Genomic DNA, 16,734 nt, shown 5'->3' with positions numbered 1-16,734 from the left:
AACTCTGAGATTTCCCTGCGGCTTCCGGGATCACCAGCCGTATCGGGTGAGACCGTCCTCCAGGACTTCCACGATCTTCTGCCCCGTGAGATACGAGTCGGGGGTGGAGCGTCCGGTGACGAAGGGGAAGTCGACGATGACCGATACCGGCTTGCCGAAATTCCCGTGGTACGCGCCGCGCGGGCCCGTCGCATCGCGCAGGATGTACTCCAGCGGATACGGCGGCGGCCCCATGTTGAAGTCGGTACCGAGGAATCCGGTGCCGTCCTTGTAGTCGTACTCCTTGCAGTGGCCGGTCACGTGCTTGCCCCAGATGATGCTCCGGCGGTCGCCCCAGTCCCGGGCGAAGGCCAGGCAGGCGACGCCGTAGCACTCGGCGGCGACGACCTTGCCGGCCTTCTGGAAGGCCAGGATCAGGGCGTGCACGCGCTCGTTGTTGGCGAGGTCCACGATCGGGCCGCTGCCGCCGACGATGAGGATCGCGTCGTACCCGGCGATGTCGGCGTCGAGTTTGTCGAGATCGCGGTGGTACTGCTCCAGCTTGGGCAGATAGCCCTCGTCGCTCGTGTACGGACGCTCGGGGACCCACGCCTCGATGTCGAGCGGCGAGTCCAGCCGGCTCGACTGCTCGAACTCCCGACCCAGCCGGGCGTTCTCCTCAGTGGTGACCGAGCGTCCCAGCGGGGGATCGATGTAGTTCGCGTCGAGGCTCGGCGGAAGAGCGTGTGCACGCTTTCCGGTCGGCGTGGCGAATATGACCTCGTAGCCCCGCTCGTCGAACTTCGATACGGGGCCTATCAGTTCCTCGGCCCAGTATCCGTGTTCGGAGACAATGACCAGAATCCTTCTGCTCACGTATTCCTCCAGGCGCCGCCTGTTGTCGTTGGCGTTCCCCACACTGGCCGCGCCCAGGGGCTTCGTCAAAGCGCTGGTGTGCGACTTCGTGAGGTAGCGGGCCAGCTCGTGGCAGCACCTCAGGAAGTCGTCCGCAGACGTCAGGAAGTAGCCTCAGGACTACCTGACTTCGGCCGAATCGATGAACCGTTCCGGTGGCTCCGCCCTATGGTCTGGACGCGCCGTGAATCAGAGGCGCACGAGCCGACTTGATGAACGAGCAACAGCACGGGCAAGAGCACGAGGAGAGGGACGGGGACGATGACGATGGACCTGTTGTGCACACACATCGATCAGATACGTCCGGTGAAACCCACGGCCGTGGGCTGCGAGGAGTGCCTCATCGCCGGCGACACCTGGGTGCACCTGCGGATGTGCCTCAGCTGCGGGCACGTCGGATGCTGCGACTCGTCGAGGAACCGTCACGCAACCCGGCACTACCGGACCACCGAGCACGCCATCGCGGCCTCCCACGAGCCCGGCGAGGACTGGGCCTGGTGCTACGCCGACCAGCTGATGCTGGACCCGGCATGAGCGCGGCCCCGGAGGGTTCCGCCGCCGCCACCGCCACCTCTGCGTCCTCGGCCGCCGAACGCGCGGAGCACAAGAAGCCGGTCATCCTCGCCGTGGACGACGACCCGCAGGTGCTGCGCGCGGTCCGCCGCGACCTGCGCAGCGCCTACGGTGACCGCTACCGGGTGCTCGGCGCCTCCTCGGCGGCCGACGCCCTGAAGATCCTGGACTCCCTCGACGAGCGCGGCCACGACCCGGCGCTGTTCCTCGTGGACCAGCGCATGCCGGACGTGACCGGCGTCGAGTTCCTGCTGGAGGCGGTCAGCCGCTTCCCGGACGCCCGCCGCGTGCTGCTGACGGCCTACGCGGAGACCGACGCCGCGATCACCGCCATCAACCGGGTCCGACTGGACTACTACCTGCTCAAGCCCTGGGACCCGCCGCACGAGCGGCTCTTCCCGGTCCTGGACGACCTGCTGTCGGACTGGCTGGCCACCTACCGGCCGGCGTACGACGGGATCATCGTCGCCGGCCACCTCGTCTCCCCGGGCACCCACGCCGTGCGGGACTTCTTCACCCGCAACGGCCAGCCGTTCCGCTTCCTCAACGTCGAACGGGACCCCGAGGCGTTGACCCTGATCGCCGCCCAGCCCGACGGGGCGCTCCCCCTCGTCCGCTTCCCGGACGGGTCGGTGCTCTCGGCTCCGACCGACACCCAACTCGCCCAGCGCCTGGGCCTGGCGACCACCGCCTCCCGCCCGCACTACGAGTGCGTCATCGTCGGCGCGGGCCCGGCGGGCCTGGCGGCGGGCGTCTACTCGGCCTCGGAGGGCCTGTCGACCCTCATGCTGGACTCCCGCGCCCCGGGCGGCCAGGCGGGCACGTCCAGCCTGATCGAGAACTACCTCGGCTTCCCCTCGGGCCTCTCGGGCGGCGACCTGACCCGCCGGGCCACCATCCAGGCCTCCCGGTTCGGCGCCGAGATCCTGCACCCCGTGGAGGTGGTCTCGCTGACCCGGGACGACCCGGCCAAGATCCTGACCCTGGCGGACGGCACGGAGATCTCCGCCGAGACGGTGCTGCTGGCCACCGGGGTCTCGTACAACCGCCTCGAGGCCCCCGGCGCGGACCGCTTCGAGGGGGCCGGCCTCTACTACGGCGCGGCCACCACCGAGAGCTCCGCCTGCATCTCCCAGCACGTGTTCATCGTCGGCGGGGCCAATTCCGCGGGCCAGGCGGCGGTGCACTTCGCCAAGTACGCCGCCCGCGTGACCATCCTGGTCCGCGCGGCCTCCCTGGACGCGAGCATGTCCCGCTACCTGATCGACGAGATCGACCGCACCCCGAACATCGAGGTGAAGGTGCGCACGACGGTGGTCCGACTGGACGGCGAGGAGCACCTCGAACGCCTCACCCTCCACGATGCGGACACGGGCGAGGACACCGAGGTCCCGGCCCGCTTCATGTTCACCTTCATCGGCGCCCGCCCGCACACCGACTGGCTCGCGGGGGTCGTCGAGCGCGACGAGTACGGCTTCGTCCTCACCGGCTCGGACCTGATCTCGAACGGCGGCGAACTGCCGGCCGAGTGGAGCCTGGAGCGCGCCCCGTACCCCCTGGAGACGAGCGTCCCGGGAGTCTTCGCGGCGGGCGACGTCCGCGCCCACTCGGTCAAACGGGTCGCTTCGGGGGTGGGCGAGGGAGCCATGGCCGTCTCGCTGATCCACCGCTACCGCTCGATGGGCTGAGAGCGAACGCCGCGCGCCTTGCGATCAAGGGCGCAGCGGATGCAACGTTGATTACATGATTACAGCCGAACAGAGCGAACAGCTCCGCGCGTGGTTCGCCGAGCGCCTGCCGGTCGACGTCTACGAGTCCCTGGACTCGGTCACCCTCGACCGCGAGGAGATCACGGTCGTCGGCGTCATACCGGCGGCCGAATCGGTCAAGGAGTTCCGCGAACGCACCCGCGAACAGCGCGTCGAAGTGGCCCGCGAGGCCGAAGAGCTCTACCGCCGGAAGGTCGCCTGGGGCGTGCGGGTGGGTGGGGAGACGACCCTGTTCACCCACCTCGCCGTCCCGGTGATGACCCGTCTGCGCCAGTCCGAGCGCCAGGTGCTCGACACCCTGGTCGCCGGCGGCGTGGCCCGCAGTCGGGCCGACGCCCTCGCCTGGTGCGTCCGACTCGTCGGCCGCAACACGGACGAGTGGCTGACCGAGCTGCGCGGCTCCCTGGACGAGGTCCAGCGGGTCCGCGCCCAGGGACCCGACGTCTCCGAACCGACCGACTCCATGAAGTCCGGGTCCGAATGAGGAATCCGCCCCACGGCGGCGCGTGATCGAGTAAGGCTGGCGACGACCGACACCCAGGGAGAGGCACGCACCCATGACCACCACCGTCGAATACATCCGCTACCGGATCGCATTGGACGACCAGTCGGCCTTCGAGGACGCGTACGCCCGGGCCGCCGAGTCCCTGGCCGCTTCGCCCGAGTGCATCGACTACGAGCTGGCCCGCTGCGAGGAGGAGAAGGAGCGCTACATCCTGCGGATCCGCTGGACCTCGATCGAGGACCACCTGAACGGGTTCCGCAAGGGCGAGCACTTCCCCGCCTTCTTCGGCGCGATCCGTCCGTACGTGACGGCCATCGAAGAGATGCAGCACTACCTCGTGACGGGCGTCGCGGGCACGGGAAAGGCCGCCGGATAACGATGAGCACCACACCCACCATCTACGAGTGGATGGGCGGAGCGGAGGCGATGGACCGCCTCACGGACGCCTTCTACGCCCACGCCCTGCAGGACGAGGTCCTGGCCCCGGTCTTCGCCGGCATGGACTCCGAACACCCGCAGCACGTCGCGGTCTGGCTGTCGGAGGTCTTCGGCGGCCCGTCGGACTACACCGCCCACCACGGCGGCCACCAGCACATGGCCACCAAGCACCTGGGCCGGGCGATCACCGAACGGCAGCGCCGCCGCTGGGTGGACCTGCTGATGGACACGGCCGACGAGGTCGGCCTCCCGACGGACCCGGAATTCCGGGGCGTGTTCGCGTACTACATCGAGTGGGGCACGCGGATGGCCCTGATCTACTCGGGCCCCAACCCACCCCCGGTCGACGCGGCCAAGATCCCGGTCTGGTCCTGGGGCCAAACCCCACCCTGGATCCCCAACACCCCCCAGGACTGACCCCCGGGGGCAGGCCCCGCGGCCTGCCCCCGCCCCACCAACCCGGCCCCACCGGCGTTTGAGGCGCTGCTCGAGGCGCCGTTTCAGCCCCGCCGGCGCTTGAGGCGCGGGGTCCGGGGCGGAGCCCCGGTAGCCGGCCCGGCATCGGCATCGGCATCGGCCAGCACCACCACCAGCCCCGCCCCACCTCCGGACGGCCCCCGCTCCCGCCAGAAGCCCACGGCCTCCTCCAGCACCTCCACCAACGTCTCCCACTCGCCCGGCCGAGCATCGGCATAACCCCGCCACGACGTCACCGCCACCAGCCACCCCCCGCCGGACGGCGACGGCACCCACGACAGGTCCCGCAGCGCATCGGCCAACGCGTCCCAGTTCCCGCCGACCCACTCCGGCAGCCGCAAGGCGTCCCCGCACCGCCGCATCAGCTCGGCCTTGCTCCGTACCCCGCTCAGGTCCAGCCGTACGACCGTCCGGCCCGCCGCTTCGGCGGCTTCGAGCGCGGGGGTGAGCGGCTGCGGGTCCAGGCTCATCGGAGAACCGCCTTGAAGGTGTCGTAGTGGTCGTCCGTGTAGAAGAACTCCCCACCCTCACCCGTCACGATCCGCCGGGCTCCGCGATCACGCTCCCCCGGCGTGCGCACGGTGTACTCGTGGTAGTAGCCACGCTTCTGCGCGGGCAGGGCCTTCTCGAAGTTCCCGAAGACCGTGCCGTCCTGCCGGTAGGGGTACGGCCCGCCCTCGTCGATGAGCGCGAGCACGTCACGGGCCTGCTGAGGCAGCCCGTCGGCCCGTACGGTGGCCATCCCCTTCGCCCACCCCGGGACGGCGGAGGCACTCGCACGGGAGGCGGCGGCAGGTACGGACGTCTGCCCGTCACACCCCACCGCACCGACCAGCGCGGCACAGAGGAACAGGGGCCCCAGCAAACGCAGCAACGATCGGGGCACGTTCCGAAAGATCATGCACCGATCGTGCCAAATATCCGATTCGCTAGCGAATCGCCCGGTGGCCTCAGAGTGCGGCCATCTTGGTGTAGGGACTCAGGATTCGCTTCTGAACCGAACCGAAGTCGACGAGAACAGCGATCCCCTCCTCGATTCCGACGACACGGCCGAGGCCGTGCTCATCGTGGGTAACCCGGTCGCCGACGTTGAACTGCCGGATCGGCTGCTCCACGGGGGCCTTGAACGGGCTGGACGGCAAATGGCGGCGAGGTACTGCTGACTTTGTCATTGAACCCAGTATGCGCCCCGCGGGCCGCCGCGCGGCCCGCCGTTCGGATCTCAATTCCAGCACCATCCGCACCGGCGGCAGCAACAGCGACCGCCACCGGTGCGTCATACCCGGTCAGACCGCGTCAGTCGTCCGGGTCGGCCCGGTCCAAGGCCGGCCGCAGCCCGGGGGCCGACTCGGTGAGGAGGTAGTCGGCAACCGCCGTGTCCGTGACGAGGCTGGTCACCAACCCCGACCTCAGCACGGCACCGATCGCGGAGGCCTTGCGCAGCCCGCCCGCGATCGCCACGACCTCGGGAATCCTCCGCAGCCGGTCGGCCTCGACGGTGATGCACCGCTCGCCGAGGTCCCGGCCGACCCGACGCCCCTCGGCATCGAACAGGTGCGCGGACATCTCCGCCGCCACGCCCAGCGAGGCGTAGTGCTCCCGCTCCTCGTCGGTCAGCATGTCGTGCACGGTCGAAATGCCCGGCTCCCACGAGCCGATCGACACGGCCGCGACCGTCACCTTGTCGAAGTACTCGAAGGCGCGCGCGATCCCCGTCTGGCTGCGCAGCGCGGCGGCGGTCGCCGGATCGGGCAGCAGCATCGGCGCGTAGATCGGGTGCGCGTCACCGCCCGAGACCTGGGCGGCCCTGCGCACGGCCTCGACCGAACCCCGCTCGGCGGTCCCCGCGTCGTACACGCCGGTCAGCTGCACCACGGTGCACTGCGGCAACCTGTGCAGGGAGGCGGCCATGTGAATGGTCGACCGCCCCCACGCCAGGCCCAGCACGTCGCCTTCGTTGACCAGTTCGCCCAGCAGGTCGGCCGCGACCGCGCCGAGGTTCTCCGGGTCGGGCGCGTCCTCGGTGGTGTCGGCGGGCGACTCCACGACGACGGCGTGCCGGAGCCCGTACCGGGCCCGGAGCGCGTCCGACCGCTCGGCATCGAGTTCGGCCGGTACCCGGATCTCGATCCGTACGAGGTCACGTTCGAGGGCGGTCTCCAGGACCCGGGCCACCTTGAAGCGGCTCACGCCGAACTCCTCGGCAATCTGGATCTTGGACTTGCCCTCCAGGTAGAAGCGGCGGGCCATGGCCGCCGCCTGCACCAGCTCCGCGGGTCCCATCCGCAGGGCTGACCGTCCCGCCGACATTGCAGACACCGCGCTCTCCTCACTGCTGTTCACACTCTCGACTCGCCGTTCATCCTGTCAGATCCGACGGCCGTTGATCAGCCTGGACAGCTCCCGTTCACCGAGCTGTTCATCAACCCTTGGTTCAGTGGTCGCAAGCCCACGGCGCGGCTGCGATCGCTGCACCCGCCTGCTCACGCAGCGTGCGCACGGCGGTGGCCGGATCGACCGCTCCGTAGACCGCGCTGCCCGCCACGAACACGTCCGCGCCGGCCTCGGCACACCGTTCGATGGTCGAGGCGGAGACCCCGCCGTCGACCTGGAGCCACAGCTCCAGGCCGTGCTTGGCGATCAGCTCCCGGGTACGGCGGATCTTCGGGAGCATGATGTCGAGAAAGGGCTGGCCGCCGAAGCCGGGCTCGACCGTCATGATCAGCAACATGTCGAGCTCGGGGAGGATGTCCTCGTACTGTTCGATCGGCGTCGCGGGCTTGAGCGCCATCGAGGCCCGCGCCCCCTTGGCCCGGATCTCCCGCGCGAGCCGCACGGGCGCGGCGGCGGCCTCGGCGTGGAAGGTGACCGAGCCCGCTCCGGCCTCCACGTACTGGGGGGCCCAGCGGTCCGGGTCCTCGATCATCAAGTGGAGGTCCAGCGGGGTGTCCGTGGCCCTGCTCAGGGATTCCACGATCGGCATACCGAGGGTCAGGTTCGGGACGAAGTGGTTGTCCATGACGTCGACGTGCAGCCAGTCGGCCCCCTCGACGGCCTTCGCCTCCTCGGCGAGTCTGGCGAAGTCGGCGGACAGGATGCTGGGATAAATCTGAGCGGCCATGCCCCAAGCCTGCCATGCCCCCACCGGGTTCCGGCCACGACCCCGCAAGTCGCCCCGCGCACGACGGGCCGGGACGACCGGGCACGGTACAGCGGGGACCGGGTGATGCGAGAGCGACCCCGGGGAGCGGGATCCGGCCGGGCGGGACGGGGAGGCGCGGCGGGGGCTTCGCGATGAGCGGGAGCCTCTCGACCTGAATCACGGATGGGTATGGGGGTTTCCCGTCAGTCCCATCCCCGATACCGCCCGAGAGGATCCCGCCCTCCCCGAAGCCCCCGCCCCGCCTCCCCCCGCCCGACCGGCACCCGCTCACCGCGAAGCCCCCGCCCCCGCCCCCGCCCCCGCCCCCGCCCCCGCCGACAAGGCCCGGCCCGGACGGCATCGCGGTCGGTTCCGGCCGGGCGGGGGGAGGCGGGGCGGGGTCCGGTCCTACGCCGTGCGCCTCAGCAGCGCCAGGTACATCGCGTCCGTGCCGTGCAAGTGGGGCCAGAGCTGGACGTCCGGGCCGTCGCCCAGGGCCGGGACGCCCGCCATGAAGGGCCTCGCGTCGATCAGTTCCGCGGACACCGGGGAGTGGCCCGCCCCGCGGCCCTTCAGGACGTCGTCCACGACGACCCTGGTCTCCGCCAGGTGCGGGGAGCACGTGGCGTAGCCGACGATGCCGCCCACGCGCACCGCCGACAGGGCCTCGCGCAGCAGCCCGCGCTGGAGCGGCGCGAAGCCCTCCAGGTCCTCCGGGCGGCGGCGCCAACGGGCCTCCGGGCGGCGGCGCAGCGCGCCGAGGCCCGAGCACGGGACGTCCATCAGGACCCGGTCGAAGGAGCCGGGCAGCCATGCCGGGCGGGTGCCGTCGGCCGCGATCACCTGGTACGGGCCCGGGTTGCCCGCGAGCGCGCGCTCCACGAGCCGGGCCCGGTGCGGCTGCTTCTCCGAGGCCAGCAGGAACGCACCGCGCTGCGCCGCGAGCGCCGCGAGCAGCGCCGCCTTGCCACCCGGGCCGGCGCACCCGTCGAGCCACCGCTCGTCGCGGCCCTCGACGGGTGCGGCAGCCAGCGCCATGGCCACCAGCTGGCTCCCCTCGTCCTGGACGCCCGCGCGGCCCTCGCGGACCGCCTCCAGCGCGCCCGGTTCGCCGCCCTCGGCCATCCGGACGGCGTACGGGGACCAGCGGCCCGGCAGCGCCGAGTCCTCACCGACCGCCTCCAGCAGTTCCTCCGGAGTGGACCGGCCCGGGCGGGCCACCAGAGTCACCTCGGGACGTTCGTTGTCGGCCTCCAGCAGGTCCTCGATGCCCGCGCGCCCGCCGCCCAGCGAGTCCCACAGGGCGCTGACGACCCACCTGGGGTGCGAGTGGTACACCGCGAGGTGTTCCTCGGCGTCGTCCTGGTAGGGCGGTGCGACGCGCTCCAGCCAGGCGTCGAGGTCGTGCGCGGCGATCTTCCGCAGAACGGCGTTCACGAACTTGGCGCGCCCGTCCCCGAGCACCACCCGGGCCAGTTCCACGCTCGCCGAGACCGCCGCGTGCGTGGGGATGCGGGTGCCGAGCAGCTGGTGGGCGCCGAGCGAGAGCACGTCCAGCACCGGCGGGTCCACCTCCCGCAGCGGGCGGTCGATGCACGCCTTGATGACGGCGTCGTAGGTGCCCTGGCGGCGTAGCGTCCCGTAGACCAGCTCGGTGGCCAGCGCCGCGTCGCGCGCCTGGAAGTTCTCGTCCTGTCGGGCCTTCTTGAGCAGTGGCGGCAGTACGAGGTTGGCGTAGGCGTCGCGCTCGTCCACCGCCCGCAGCACCTCGAAGGCCAGCATCCGGACGGGGTCCTTCTGGGGCCGGCGGTAGGGCTTGGCCTGTTTGCCGCCCGCGCCTGCGGGGGCAGGCTTGCGACGGGGCTGACGGGGCTGTTCGCTCACGTGAAAGGTGCTCCGGGGTTTACGAGTGCTACGAGTGCTACGGGTCTTGCGGGGGTGGGACGGGGGGACGTCCGCGCTCGGACGTCGCCCCGATCAGCCTACGTCGGCTCCACCGAGGCGCTCGCCGGGAGCGATCCGCACCCCGCGCGCCCAGTCGGCGGCCCGCATCGGCTTCTTGCCCTGCGGCTGCACCCACAGCAGCTCCACGGCGTGCGAGCCGGTGCCGGCGTACACGTTGTTCTTGGCGGGGGCCAGCTCGCCCGGTTCCAGGTCCGTGCGGTCGGGCACCAGGCCGAGCGAGATCAGCTTGAGGCGTTCCCCGCGGAAGACGGTCCACGCGCCCGGGGCCGGCGTGCAGCCGCGGACCACGCGGTCGGCGCGCATCGCGGGAGCGGTCCAGTCGATCCGGGCGTCCTCCACGGTGATCTTGGGCGCGTGGGAGATCCCGTCGTGGGGCTGCTCGACGGCGCGCAGGGTGCCGTCCTCGATGCCGTCCATGGTGGCGGCCAGCAGTCCGGACCCGGCGAAGGCGAGCCGGGTGAGGAGGTCGCCGCTGGTGTCGGTGGGCCGGATCTCCTCGGTGAGGATGCCGTAGACCGGGCCGGTGTCCAGGCCTTCCTCGATGCGGAAGGTGGAGGCGCCGGTGACCTGGTCCCCCGCGATGATCGATTGCTGGACGGGCGCGGCGCCGCGCCATGCGGGCAGCAGCGAGAAGTGCAGGTTGACCCAGCCGTGCCGGGGGATGTCGAGGGCGCTCTTGGGGAGCAGGGCGCCGTAGGCGACGACCGGGCAGCAGTCCGGGCCGATCTCGCGCAGTCGGGCCTGGAAGTCCGGGTCGCGGGGGCGGGCGGGCTTGAGCACCTCGATGCCCACTTCCTCGGCGCGTTCGGCGACCGGGCTGGCGACGAGGCGGCGGCCGCGGCCGGCCGGTGCGTCGGGCCGGGTGATCACGGCGGCGACCTCGTGCCGCCCGGAGGCGATCAGGGCGTCCAGGGCGGGTACGGCGACCTCGGGGGTGCCTGCGAAGACGAGCTTCACTGGGGACTACCTCGCTATCTCGGCTGTCAGCAGCGCACCAGTCTATGGGGCGCGGGTCGGGCCGCCCACCTGTGGTGTTGAGGGGGCGTACGCACACGCGCACGCCCCTCGCATATGCCGACACGCCCCCACAGCGTGACCTGGGCGACGGGTGGCGCGTTGTCAAGAGAGATTGACCAAAACGGGCCGCGTGTGAATGAACGGTGTCTGCGGCCCGATCCGCCCTTCAGCACCGGTTCGAGAGGCTTCTTCATGGCCGACCACGCCACCCACGACGCTCAAGCCCGGGCCAGCCTGCACCTCCTGGTACGGGACATCGAGCGGGTTCGCCGGCAGGTGGATGCCCTGCGTACGCTCACCGCCCAGCTCGGCAACGTGTACCGCCCGCGCCGATCGGGTCCCTCGACCGGCTTCGTCGTCTACGGCCGGGCGCCCGCCCCGACCGTCCGCCTCGCGCAGGAGCTGCGGGACAGCGTCGAGACGCTGGTCACCGCGGCGGTGGACTTCGACCGCTCGCTCGGCTTCTCGTGGGACGCGGTCGGTTCTGCGCTCGGTGTCACCAAGCAGGCCGTGCACCGCCGCTACGGGGCCCGGCGGGCGCAGTCCGCCGAGTCCGCGGAGCCGCTGGCCGAGGGGACGACCACCCGGACCATGGGGCCGCTGCCGACCGTCCCGGCAGCCCGCTCGATGCCGCCGCAGCCGGTGCGCGAGGAGGCCCAGGCAGCCGCTGCCGCGGGCGCTCCCGCGCGGGGGCTCGGAGAGGTTCCCCGCTCCCCCGCCTTCCCCGGTCCGCGCAGCGGCTGAGGAGTGTCCTGCCGCCGGGACGCCGACACCCGACGGCCGGCCGCGCCGGATCGCCGCGCCCGAGTCCGCCCCCGGTGGGACGCCCGTACGGGCGTCCCACCGGGGGTTTCGGCGTTCGGCGACGGCCTTGCCCGCACCGCGTCGGCGCGGCTCGTAGGCGCGGCTCGTCGGCGCGGCCCGGTGCCGCGGCCCGTCAGCCGATGTCGGGTGGGTCGATCCGGACCCGGACGGCCTCCGCCGCCGGAACCCCCTTCGCCAGCCGGGCCGCCTGCGCCGCCTTCAGGGCGGCCGCCAGGGCGGCTCCGCTGCCTGGCGGAACCCGGACCAGCGCACGCTCCCCGGGGGACGGCTCCCCGCGCCGCCCCGGGAGCGGCACCGGCCCCAGGATCTCCGCGTCGGGCGGCAGCTCGGCTCCGGCCAGGAAGGCCTCCACGGCCTCGCCCCGGCCGGCCACCGCCGCCATCCGGGACACCGGCGGGAAGCCGAGCTGGGACCGCTCCGCGAGCTCCCGCACGGCATGGCCCACCGGGTCCCACCGCACCAGCGCCTGGACGGGCCGCAGCGTCGGTTCGGCGACCACCACGACCTGGCCGTCGCCCCGGACCAGGGAGGCGGCGGCGATCCACCGCCGCAGGGCTTCCTCGCCGGCCCGCAGGTCGGGCCGACCCAGCATGGCCCAGCCGTCGAGCAGCAGCGCGGCCGCGTACCCGGCGCCCGCGGCCACCGGTTCGGCGCCGGGGGTGCACACCACCAGCGCAGGCCGGTCCGGCACCTCGTCGAGGACGTGGTCGCGCCCGGAGGTCCGTACGGCCACGGCCGGGAAGGCGCGTCCCAGTTCCTCGGCGGTGCGCCGGGCCCCGACCACCTGGGCCCGCAGCCGGAACGATCCGCATTCCTCGCAGTGCCAGGACGGCTCGCCCCGCCCGCACCACCCGCACCTCAGATCCCGCTCGTCGGGGGCCTCCAGGGGTCCCGCGCACACCGTGCAGCGGGCGGGGGTGCGGCACCGCTCGCACGCCAGCCGGGGCACGTAGCCCCGCCGCGGTACCTGTACCAGTACGGGCCCGGTCTTCAGCCCTTCCCGTACCGTCTCCCAGGCCAGGCTCGGCAGGCGCGCGGCCCGGGCCGCCTCGTCACGGGCGAGCAGCTCGTCCCCGACGGTCCTGATCCGGGGCGCGCAGGCCCGCACGGTCTCGCGGTCGGCGATCAGGGGCCTGGCCCAGCCGGACTCGACCAACTGGGCGGCCTCCACGGTGCAGCTGGTACTGCCCGCGAGGAAGCCGCAGCCGTCGCTTACGGCGCGGAGTTCCAGCACTTCTCTGACGTGCGGGAAGGGGGCGTTGTCATCGCTGTGGCTGGAGTCCCCGTCGTCCCAGACGGCGACCAGCCCAAGGTCCCGCACGGGTGCGAACATCGCGGCCCGGGTGCCGATGACGGCCCGCACGGATCCCCGGTGCACCGCCAGCCATTGGCGGTAGCGCTTCTCGGGTCCCGACTCGGCGGTCAGCAGCGCGTGCCGGCCTTCGCCGAGGAGGGCGGTCAGGGCCGCGTCGACGCGGGCGGCGGTGCGGCCGTCCGGGAGTACGGCGAGGGCCCCGCGCCCGGAGGCCAGGGTGGCGGCCATGGCGCGGGCGAGTTCGTCGGCCCAGCCGGGGCCGGGCAGGGCGGTCCACACGGCGCGCGGGGCGCCACCGGTGGCGAGGGCGCGCAGGAAGCCCGGCCCGGCGCCGTACCGCGCCCAGCCGGCCGGCTCGGGGACGGGGGGCGGCGGCAGGGGCTCCGGTGAGGGCTTGGCCTCGGCGCGGGCGCTGCGCGCGGGCAGGGCGAGCTGGAGGACGTCGGCGAGGCTGCCCGCGTACCGGTCGGCGACGGCCCGGGCGAGGGCGAGCATGCGGGGGCTGAGGACCACCTCGGGCGAGACCACGTGGGCGAGGGCGGCCAGTGCGCCGTCGTAGTCGGACTCTGCGCGGCGTTCCACGATGAAGCCGTCGATCAGGCCGCCGCCCTCGCGGCGGCCGCCGTGCACGTGGTGGGAGCCGGCGCCGAACCGGACGCGGACTCGGACGCCGGGCTGGGCGGCCTCGGAGAGCTCCTCGGGGACGGCGTAGTCCCAGAGCTGGTCGAGGTGGAGGACGCCCTTGTTCACGAGGATCCGGGCGACGGGCAGCTCGGCGGCGAGAGGGGCCCCGCGCCAGGTGCGCGGCTTTGCCTTGGGCGCCTTGGCCTTCGCCTCGGCGACCATCTCCCGGATCAGTGCGAGCTGCTCCGGCGGGCCGCCCGCCTCGGTTTCGCTCTCGCCGTTGTCCCTGCTCACAGCAGCATTCTTACCAAACGCCACCGACAGTGGGCGCCCTCCCGAGATCAGGGCGGGCGGCGGCAGGTGGAACTACCCTTCAACGCCGGGCTCGCGCCCGGCTCCAGATGAAGCCGTCACCCCGCGCACCGGGAGGGCAGGAGCAGCATAGGCACCGGACCGCCGGCCGATCAACGCGAATACGGCCCCGGACCAGCGGTCCGGGGCCGTACGGGTCCGCCGTGCGGCGGGGTGTGCTTACAGGCCGGCCGCGGTGCGCAGGGCGTCCACGCGGTCGGTGCGCTCCCAGGTGAAGTCCGGCAGCTCACGGCCGAAGTGGCCGTAGGCGGCGGTCTGGGCGTAGATCGGGCGCAGCAGGTCCAGGTCACGGATGATCGCGGCCGGGCGCAGGTCGAAGACCTCGCCGATCGCGTCCTCGATCTTCTGGACCTCGACCTTGGCGGTGCCGAAGGTCTCGACGAAGAGACCGACGGGCTCGGCCTTGCCGATGGCGTACGCGACCTGCACCTCGCAGCGCGCGGCGAGACCGGCGGCGACCACGTTCTTGGCGACCCAGCGCATGGCGTAGGCGGCCGAGCGGTCGACCTTCGACGGGTCCTTGCCGGAGAAGGCTCCGCCACCGTGGCGGGCCATGCCGCCGTAGGTGTCGATGATGATCTTGCGGCCGGTGAGGCCGGCGTCGCCCATCGGGCCGCCGATCTCGAAGCGGCCGGTCGGGTTCACCAGGAGGCGGTAGCCCTCGGTGTCGAGCTTGATGCCGTCCTCGACGAGCTGCGCCAGGACGTGCTCGACGACGAACTCGCGGATGTCGGGAGCGAGCAGCGAGTCGAGGTCGATGTCCGAGGCGTGCTGCGAGGAGACCACGACGGTGTCCAGGCGCACGGCCTTGTCACCGTCGTACTCGATGGTGACCTGGGTCTTGCCGTCGGGGCGCAGGTACGGGATGGTCCCGTTCTTGCGGACCTCGGAGAGCCGGCGGGACAGCCGGTGCGCGATGTGGATCGGCAGCGGCATGAGCTCGGGGGTCTCGTCGCAGGCGTAGCCGAACATCAGGCCCTGGTCGCCCGCGCCCTGCTTGTCCAGCTCGTCCTCGTCGCCCTCGACGCGCTTCTCGTAGGCGGTGTCGACGCCCTGCGCGATGTCCGGGGACTGGGCTCCGATGGACACCGACACGCCGCAGGAGGCGCCGTCGAAGCCCTTCTTGGAGGAGTCGTAGCCGATCTCGAGGATCTTCTCCCGGACGAGCTGCGCGATGGGCGCGTAGGCCTTCGTCGTCACCTCTCCCGCGATGTGCACGAGACCCGTGGTGATGAGGGTTTCCACGGCGACGCGCGAGGTCGGGTCCTCGGTGAGGAGCGCGTCGAGGATCGTGTCGCTGATCTGGTCAGCGATCTTGTCGGGGTGGCCCTCGGTGACGGACTCCGAGGTGAACAGACGACGGGACACAACGCTCCCTGGGGTTGCAGCGGCTGCTGGCTGATCATTTGGCGGAACCACATCGGGGGCTGCGCCCGATCACGTTCCGGATGCAGTTTATCGGTCGCCACCGTTACCCGGACCACCCGTCTCGCCTTATGGGAGCCGTGTGACCTGCGGCACTCCCATTCTTACGCACAGAGGTGATCTGGAGAAGGGGAATCGGGCCAGGCGCGTCGCGACTAGAGCCGGACGGCCACCTGGTCCCAAATCACCTCAGCCAAGGCCTCCTTCGGACCATAGGGAACCTGAGTCTCAGAGCCATCAGAGGCCAGGATCACCGCTTCGTTCTCCTCGGAACCAAAGGTTCGAGCCTCCCCGACCTCGTTCACGACGAGAAGGTCACAGCCCTTTCGGGCGAGCTTGGCGCGGCCGTTCGCGAGGACGTCGTCGGTCTCGGCGGCGAATCCCACGACCACCTGTCCGGCTCTGGCCCGATCGGCCGAGATCTCTGCGAGAACGTCCGGATTGCGCACCAGCGCCACCGGCGCCGGGTCCTGTCCGTCCTTCTTCTTGATCTTTCCGCTCGCGTATTCGGCGGGCCGGAAATCGGCCACGGCCGCGGCCATCACCACGGCGTCGGCGTCGGCGGCGGCCTTGAGCACGGCCTCCCGGAGCTGCACTGCCGTCCCCACCCGTACGACGTCCACCCCGGCCGGGTCGGCCAGCGCGGTGTTGGCCGAAACCAGGGTGACCCGGGCCCCGCGGGCGACGGCGGTGCGGGCGAGGGCGTAGCCCTGCTTGCCGGAGGAACGGTTGCCGAGGAAGCGGACCGGGTCCAGCGGCTCCCGCGTGCCGCCCGCGCTGATCACCACGTGCCGCCCGGCGAGGTCCGGCTCGGCCGCACCACGGGTCAGGACCCGGCGACAGACATCGAAGATCTCCTCGGGGTCGGGCAGCCGCCCCTTGCCGGTGTCCTTGCCGGTGAGCCGGCCGACGGCGGGCTCGATGACGAGGGCGCCGCGCCGGCGCAGCGTGGCCACGTTCTCCTGGGTGGCGGGGTGCTCCCACATCTCGGTGTGCATGGCGGGGGCGAAGACCACCGGACAGCGGGCGGTGAGCAGGGTGTTCGTGAGCAGGTCGTCGGCGAGCCCGTGGGCGGCCTTGGCCAGCATGTCGGCCGTGGCGGGTGCGACGACGACGAGGTCGGCGGACTGCCCGATGCGCACGTGCGGCACCTCGTGGACCGATTCCCAGACCTCGGTGGAGGCCGGGTTCCCGGAGAGGGCGGACCAGGTGGCCTCCCCCACGAAGTTCAGGGAGGACGCGGTGGGCACCACCCGCACGTCGTGGCCGGACTCGGTGAGCCGGCGCAGCAGCTCGCACGCCTTGTAGGCGGCGATCCCGCCACTGACCCCCAGGACGACCTTCGGCTTGTCCACCACGTACTTCCCTTCGACGGCTGCGACGCGTTCGGCTC

General features: G+C 72.1%; 17 protein-coding genes. 6 read left to right on the top strand and 11 right to left on the bottom strand.

Going from position 1 to position 16,734, the window contains the following annotated elements; translation table 11 throughout:
* Positions 1-30: 30 nt before the first annotated feature.
* Entirely contained in the window at positions 31-855 is an 825-nt protein-coding gene (locus tag ACIQK6_RS22035; RefSeq protein ID WP_329104064.1) for a type 1 glutamine amidotransferase domain-containing protein, read from the bottom strand.
* A 306-nt stretch (positions 856-1,161) separates the two neighbouring features.
* Here ACIQK6_RS22035 and ACIQK6_RS22030 point away from each other — a divergent pair, with 306 nt between their 5' ends.
* The 5 genes from ACIQK6_RS22030 (at position 1,162) to ACIQK6_RS22010 (ending at position 4,596) form a co-directional block, all read left to right on the top strand.
* The gene (locus ACIQK6_RS22030) at positions 1,162-1,428 is read left to right on the top strand and encodes a UBP-type zinc finger domain-containing protein (RefSeq protein WP_033226151.1); all 267 of its coding nucleotides are present in this window, start codon (positions 1,162-1,164) and stop codon (positions 1,426-1,428) included.
* Positions 1,425-3,155, top strand: a complete 1,731-nt coding sequence (locus tag ACIQK6_RS22025; RefSeq protein ID WP_402695290.1) for an FAD-dependent oxidoreductase — start codon at positions 1,425-1,427, stop codon at positions 3,153-3,155. Before ACIQK6_RS22030 ends, ACIQK6_RS22025 begins: the two co-directional genes overlap by 4 nt.
* Positions 3,156-3,210: 55 nt before the next feature.
* Positions 3,211-3,720, top strand: coding sequence for a hypothetical protein (locus ACIQK6_RS22020; RefSeq protein WP_329104060.1), 510 nt, complete (start codon positions 3,211-3,213; stop codon positions 3,718-3,720).
* A gap of 73 nt (positions 3,721-3,793) precedes the next feature.
* Positions 3,794-4,117: an antibiotic biosynthesis monooxygenase family protein gene (locus tag ACIQK6_RS22015; protein ID WP_329104058.1), complete on the top strand. Its 324-nt coding sequence runs from the start codon at positions 3,794-3,796 to the stop codon at positions 4,115-4,117.
* Between the two features lie 2 nt (positions 4,118-4,119).
* Entirely contained in the window at positions 4,120-4,596 is a 477-nt protein-coding gene (locus ACIQK6_RS22010; protein ID WP_329104056.1) for a group II truncated hemoglobin, read from the top strand.
* Between the two features lie 83 nt (positions 4,597-4,679).
* On the opposite strand, the gene ACIQK6_RS22005 is transcribed toward ACIQK6_RS22010, so the two are convergent.
* From ACIQK6_RS22005 to fmt, 7 genes are all read right to left on the bottom strand, one after another.
* Positions 4,680-5,126: a barstar family protein gene (locus ACIQK6_RS22005; protein ID WP_402695289.1), complete on the bottom strand. Its 447-nt coding sequence runs from the start codon at positions 5,124-5,126 to the stop codon at positions 4,680-4,682.
* Positions 5,123-5,557: a ribonuclease domain-containing protein gene (locus ACIQK6_RS22000; RefSeq protein ID WP_329104053.1), complete on the bottom strand. Its 435-nt coding sequence runs from the start codon at positions 5,555-5,557 to the stop codon at positions 5,123-5,125. Before ACIQK6_RS22000 ends, ACIQK6_RS22005 begins: the two co-directional genes overlap by 4 nt.
* A gap of 49 nt (positions 5,558-5,606) precedes the next feature.
* Positions 5,607-5,828 carry a CarD family transcriptional regulator gene (locus ACIQK6_RS21995; RefSeq protein ID WP_030012151.1) on the bottom strand — a complete coding sequence of 74 codons (222 nt, stop codon included), beginning with the start codon at positions 5,826-5,828 and terminating at the stop codon, positions 5,607-5,609.
* Between the two features lie 124 nt (positions 5,829-5,952).
* A complete protein-coding gene (locus ACIQK6_RS21990; RefSeq protein ID WP_189740535.1) occupies positions 5,953-6,966 on the bottom strand; it encodes a sugar-binding transcriptional regulator in 1,014 nt (337 codons plus the stop codon).
* Between the two features lie 124 nt (positions 6,967-7,090).
* A complete protein-coding gene (gene rpe, locus ACIQK6_RS21985) occupies positions 7,091-7,777 on the bottom strand; it encodes a ribulose-phosphate 3-epimerase (protein ID WP_327386423.1) in 687 nt (228 codons plus the stop codon).
* 429 nt (positions 7,778-8,206) lie between these two features.
* Positions 8,207-9,682: a transcription antitermination factor NusB gene (locus ACIQK6_RS21980; RefSeq protein WP_329104051.1), complete on the bottom strand. Its 1,476-nt coding sequence runs from the start codon at positions 9,680-9,682 to the stop codon at positions 8,207-8,209.
* Positions 9,683-9,775: 93 nt separating this feature from the next.
* Positions 9,776-10,720: a methionyl-tRNA formyltransferase gene (fmt, locus tag ACIQK6_RS21975; protein WP_402695288.1), complete on the bottom strand. Its 945-nt coding sequence runs from the start codon at positions 10,718-10,720 to the stop codon at positions 9,776-9,778.
* Positions 10,721-10,972: 252 nt separating this feature from the next.
* Here fmt and ACIQK6_RS21970 point away from each other — a divergent pair, with 252 nt between their 5' ends.
* On the top strand, positions 10,973-11,524 hold the full coding sequence (locus ACIQK6_RS21970) for a hypothetical protein (protein ID WP_329104047.1): 552 nt from the start codon (positions 10,973-10,975) through the stop codon (positions 11,522-11,524).
* A 193-nt stretch (positions 11,525-11,717) separates the two neighbouring features.
* On the opposite strand, the gene ACIQK6_RS21965 is transcribed toward ACIQK6_RS21970, so the two are convergent.
* The 3 genes from ACIQK6_RS21965 to coaBC all read right to left on the bottom strand — a co-directional run bounded on the left by ACIQK6_RS21965 (position 11,718) and on the right by coaBC (position 16,696).
* Complete coding sequence (locus ACIQK6_RS21965; RefSeq protein ID WP_329104045.1) at positions 11,718-13,838, bottom strand: primosomal protein N'; 2,121 nt, start codon at positions 13,836-13,838, stop codon at positions 11,718-11,720.
* A gap of 237 nt (positions 13,839-14,075) precedes the next feature.
* Positions 14,076-15,284 (bottom strand): methionine adenosyltransferase, encoded by a 1,209-nt coding sequence (gene metK, locus ACIQK6_RS21960; RefSeq protein WP_329104043.1) that lies wholly within the window; start codon positions 15,282-15,284, stop codon positions 14,076-14,078.
* A 212-nt stretch (positions 15,285-15,496) separates the two neighbouring features.
* Complete coding sequence (gene coaBC / locus ACIQK6_RS21955) at positions 15,497-16,696, bottom strand: bifunctional phosphopantothenoylcysteine decarboxylase/phosphopantothenate--cysteine ligase CoaBC (RefSeq protein ID WP_402695349.1); 1,200 nt, start codon at positions 16,694-16,696, stop codon at positions 15,497-15,499.
* Positions 16,697-16,734 lie beyond the last annotated feature (38 nt).

The sequence above is a fragment of the Streptomyces sp. NPDC091682 genome, assembly GCF_044756625.1.
In the GTDB taxonomy this organism is placed as follows: Bacteria; Actinomycetota; Actinomycetes; order Streptomycetales; family Streptomycetaceae; genus Streptomyces.
Note: the sequence above shows the minus strand (reverse complement) of the source record. Positions and strands in the feature narration are given on the sequence as shown.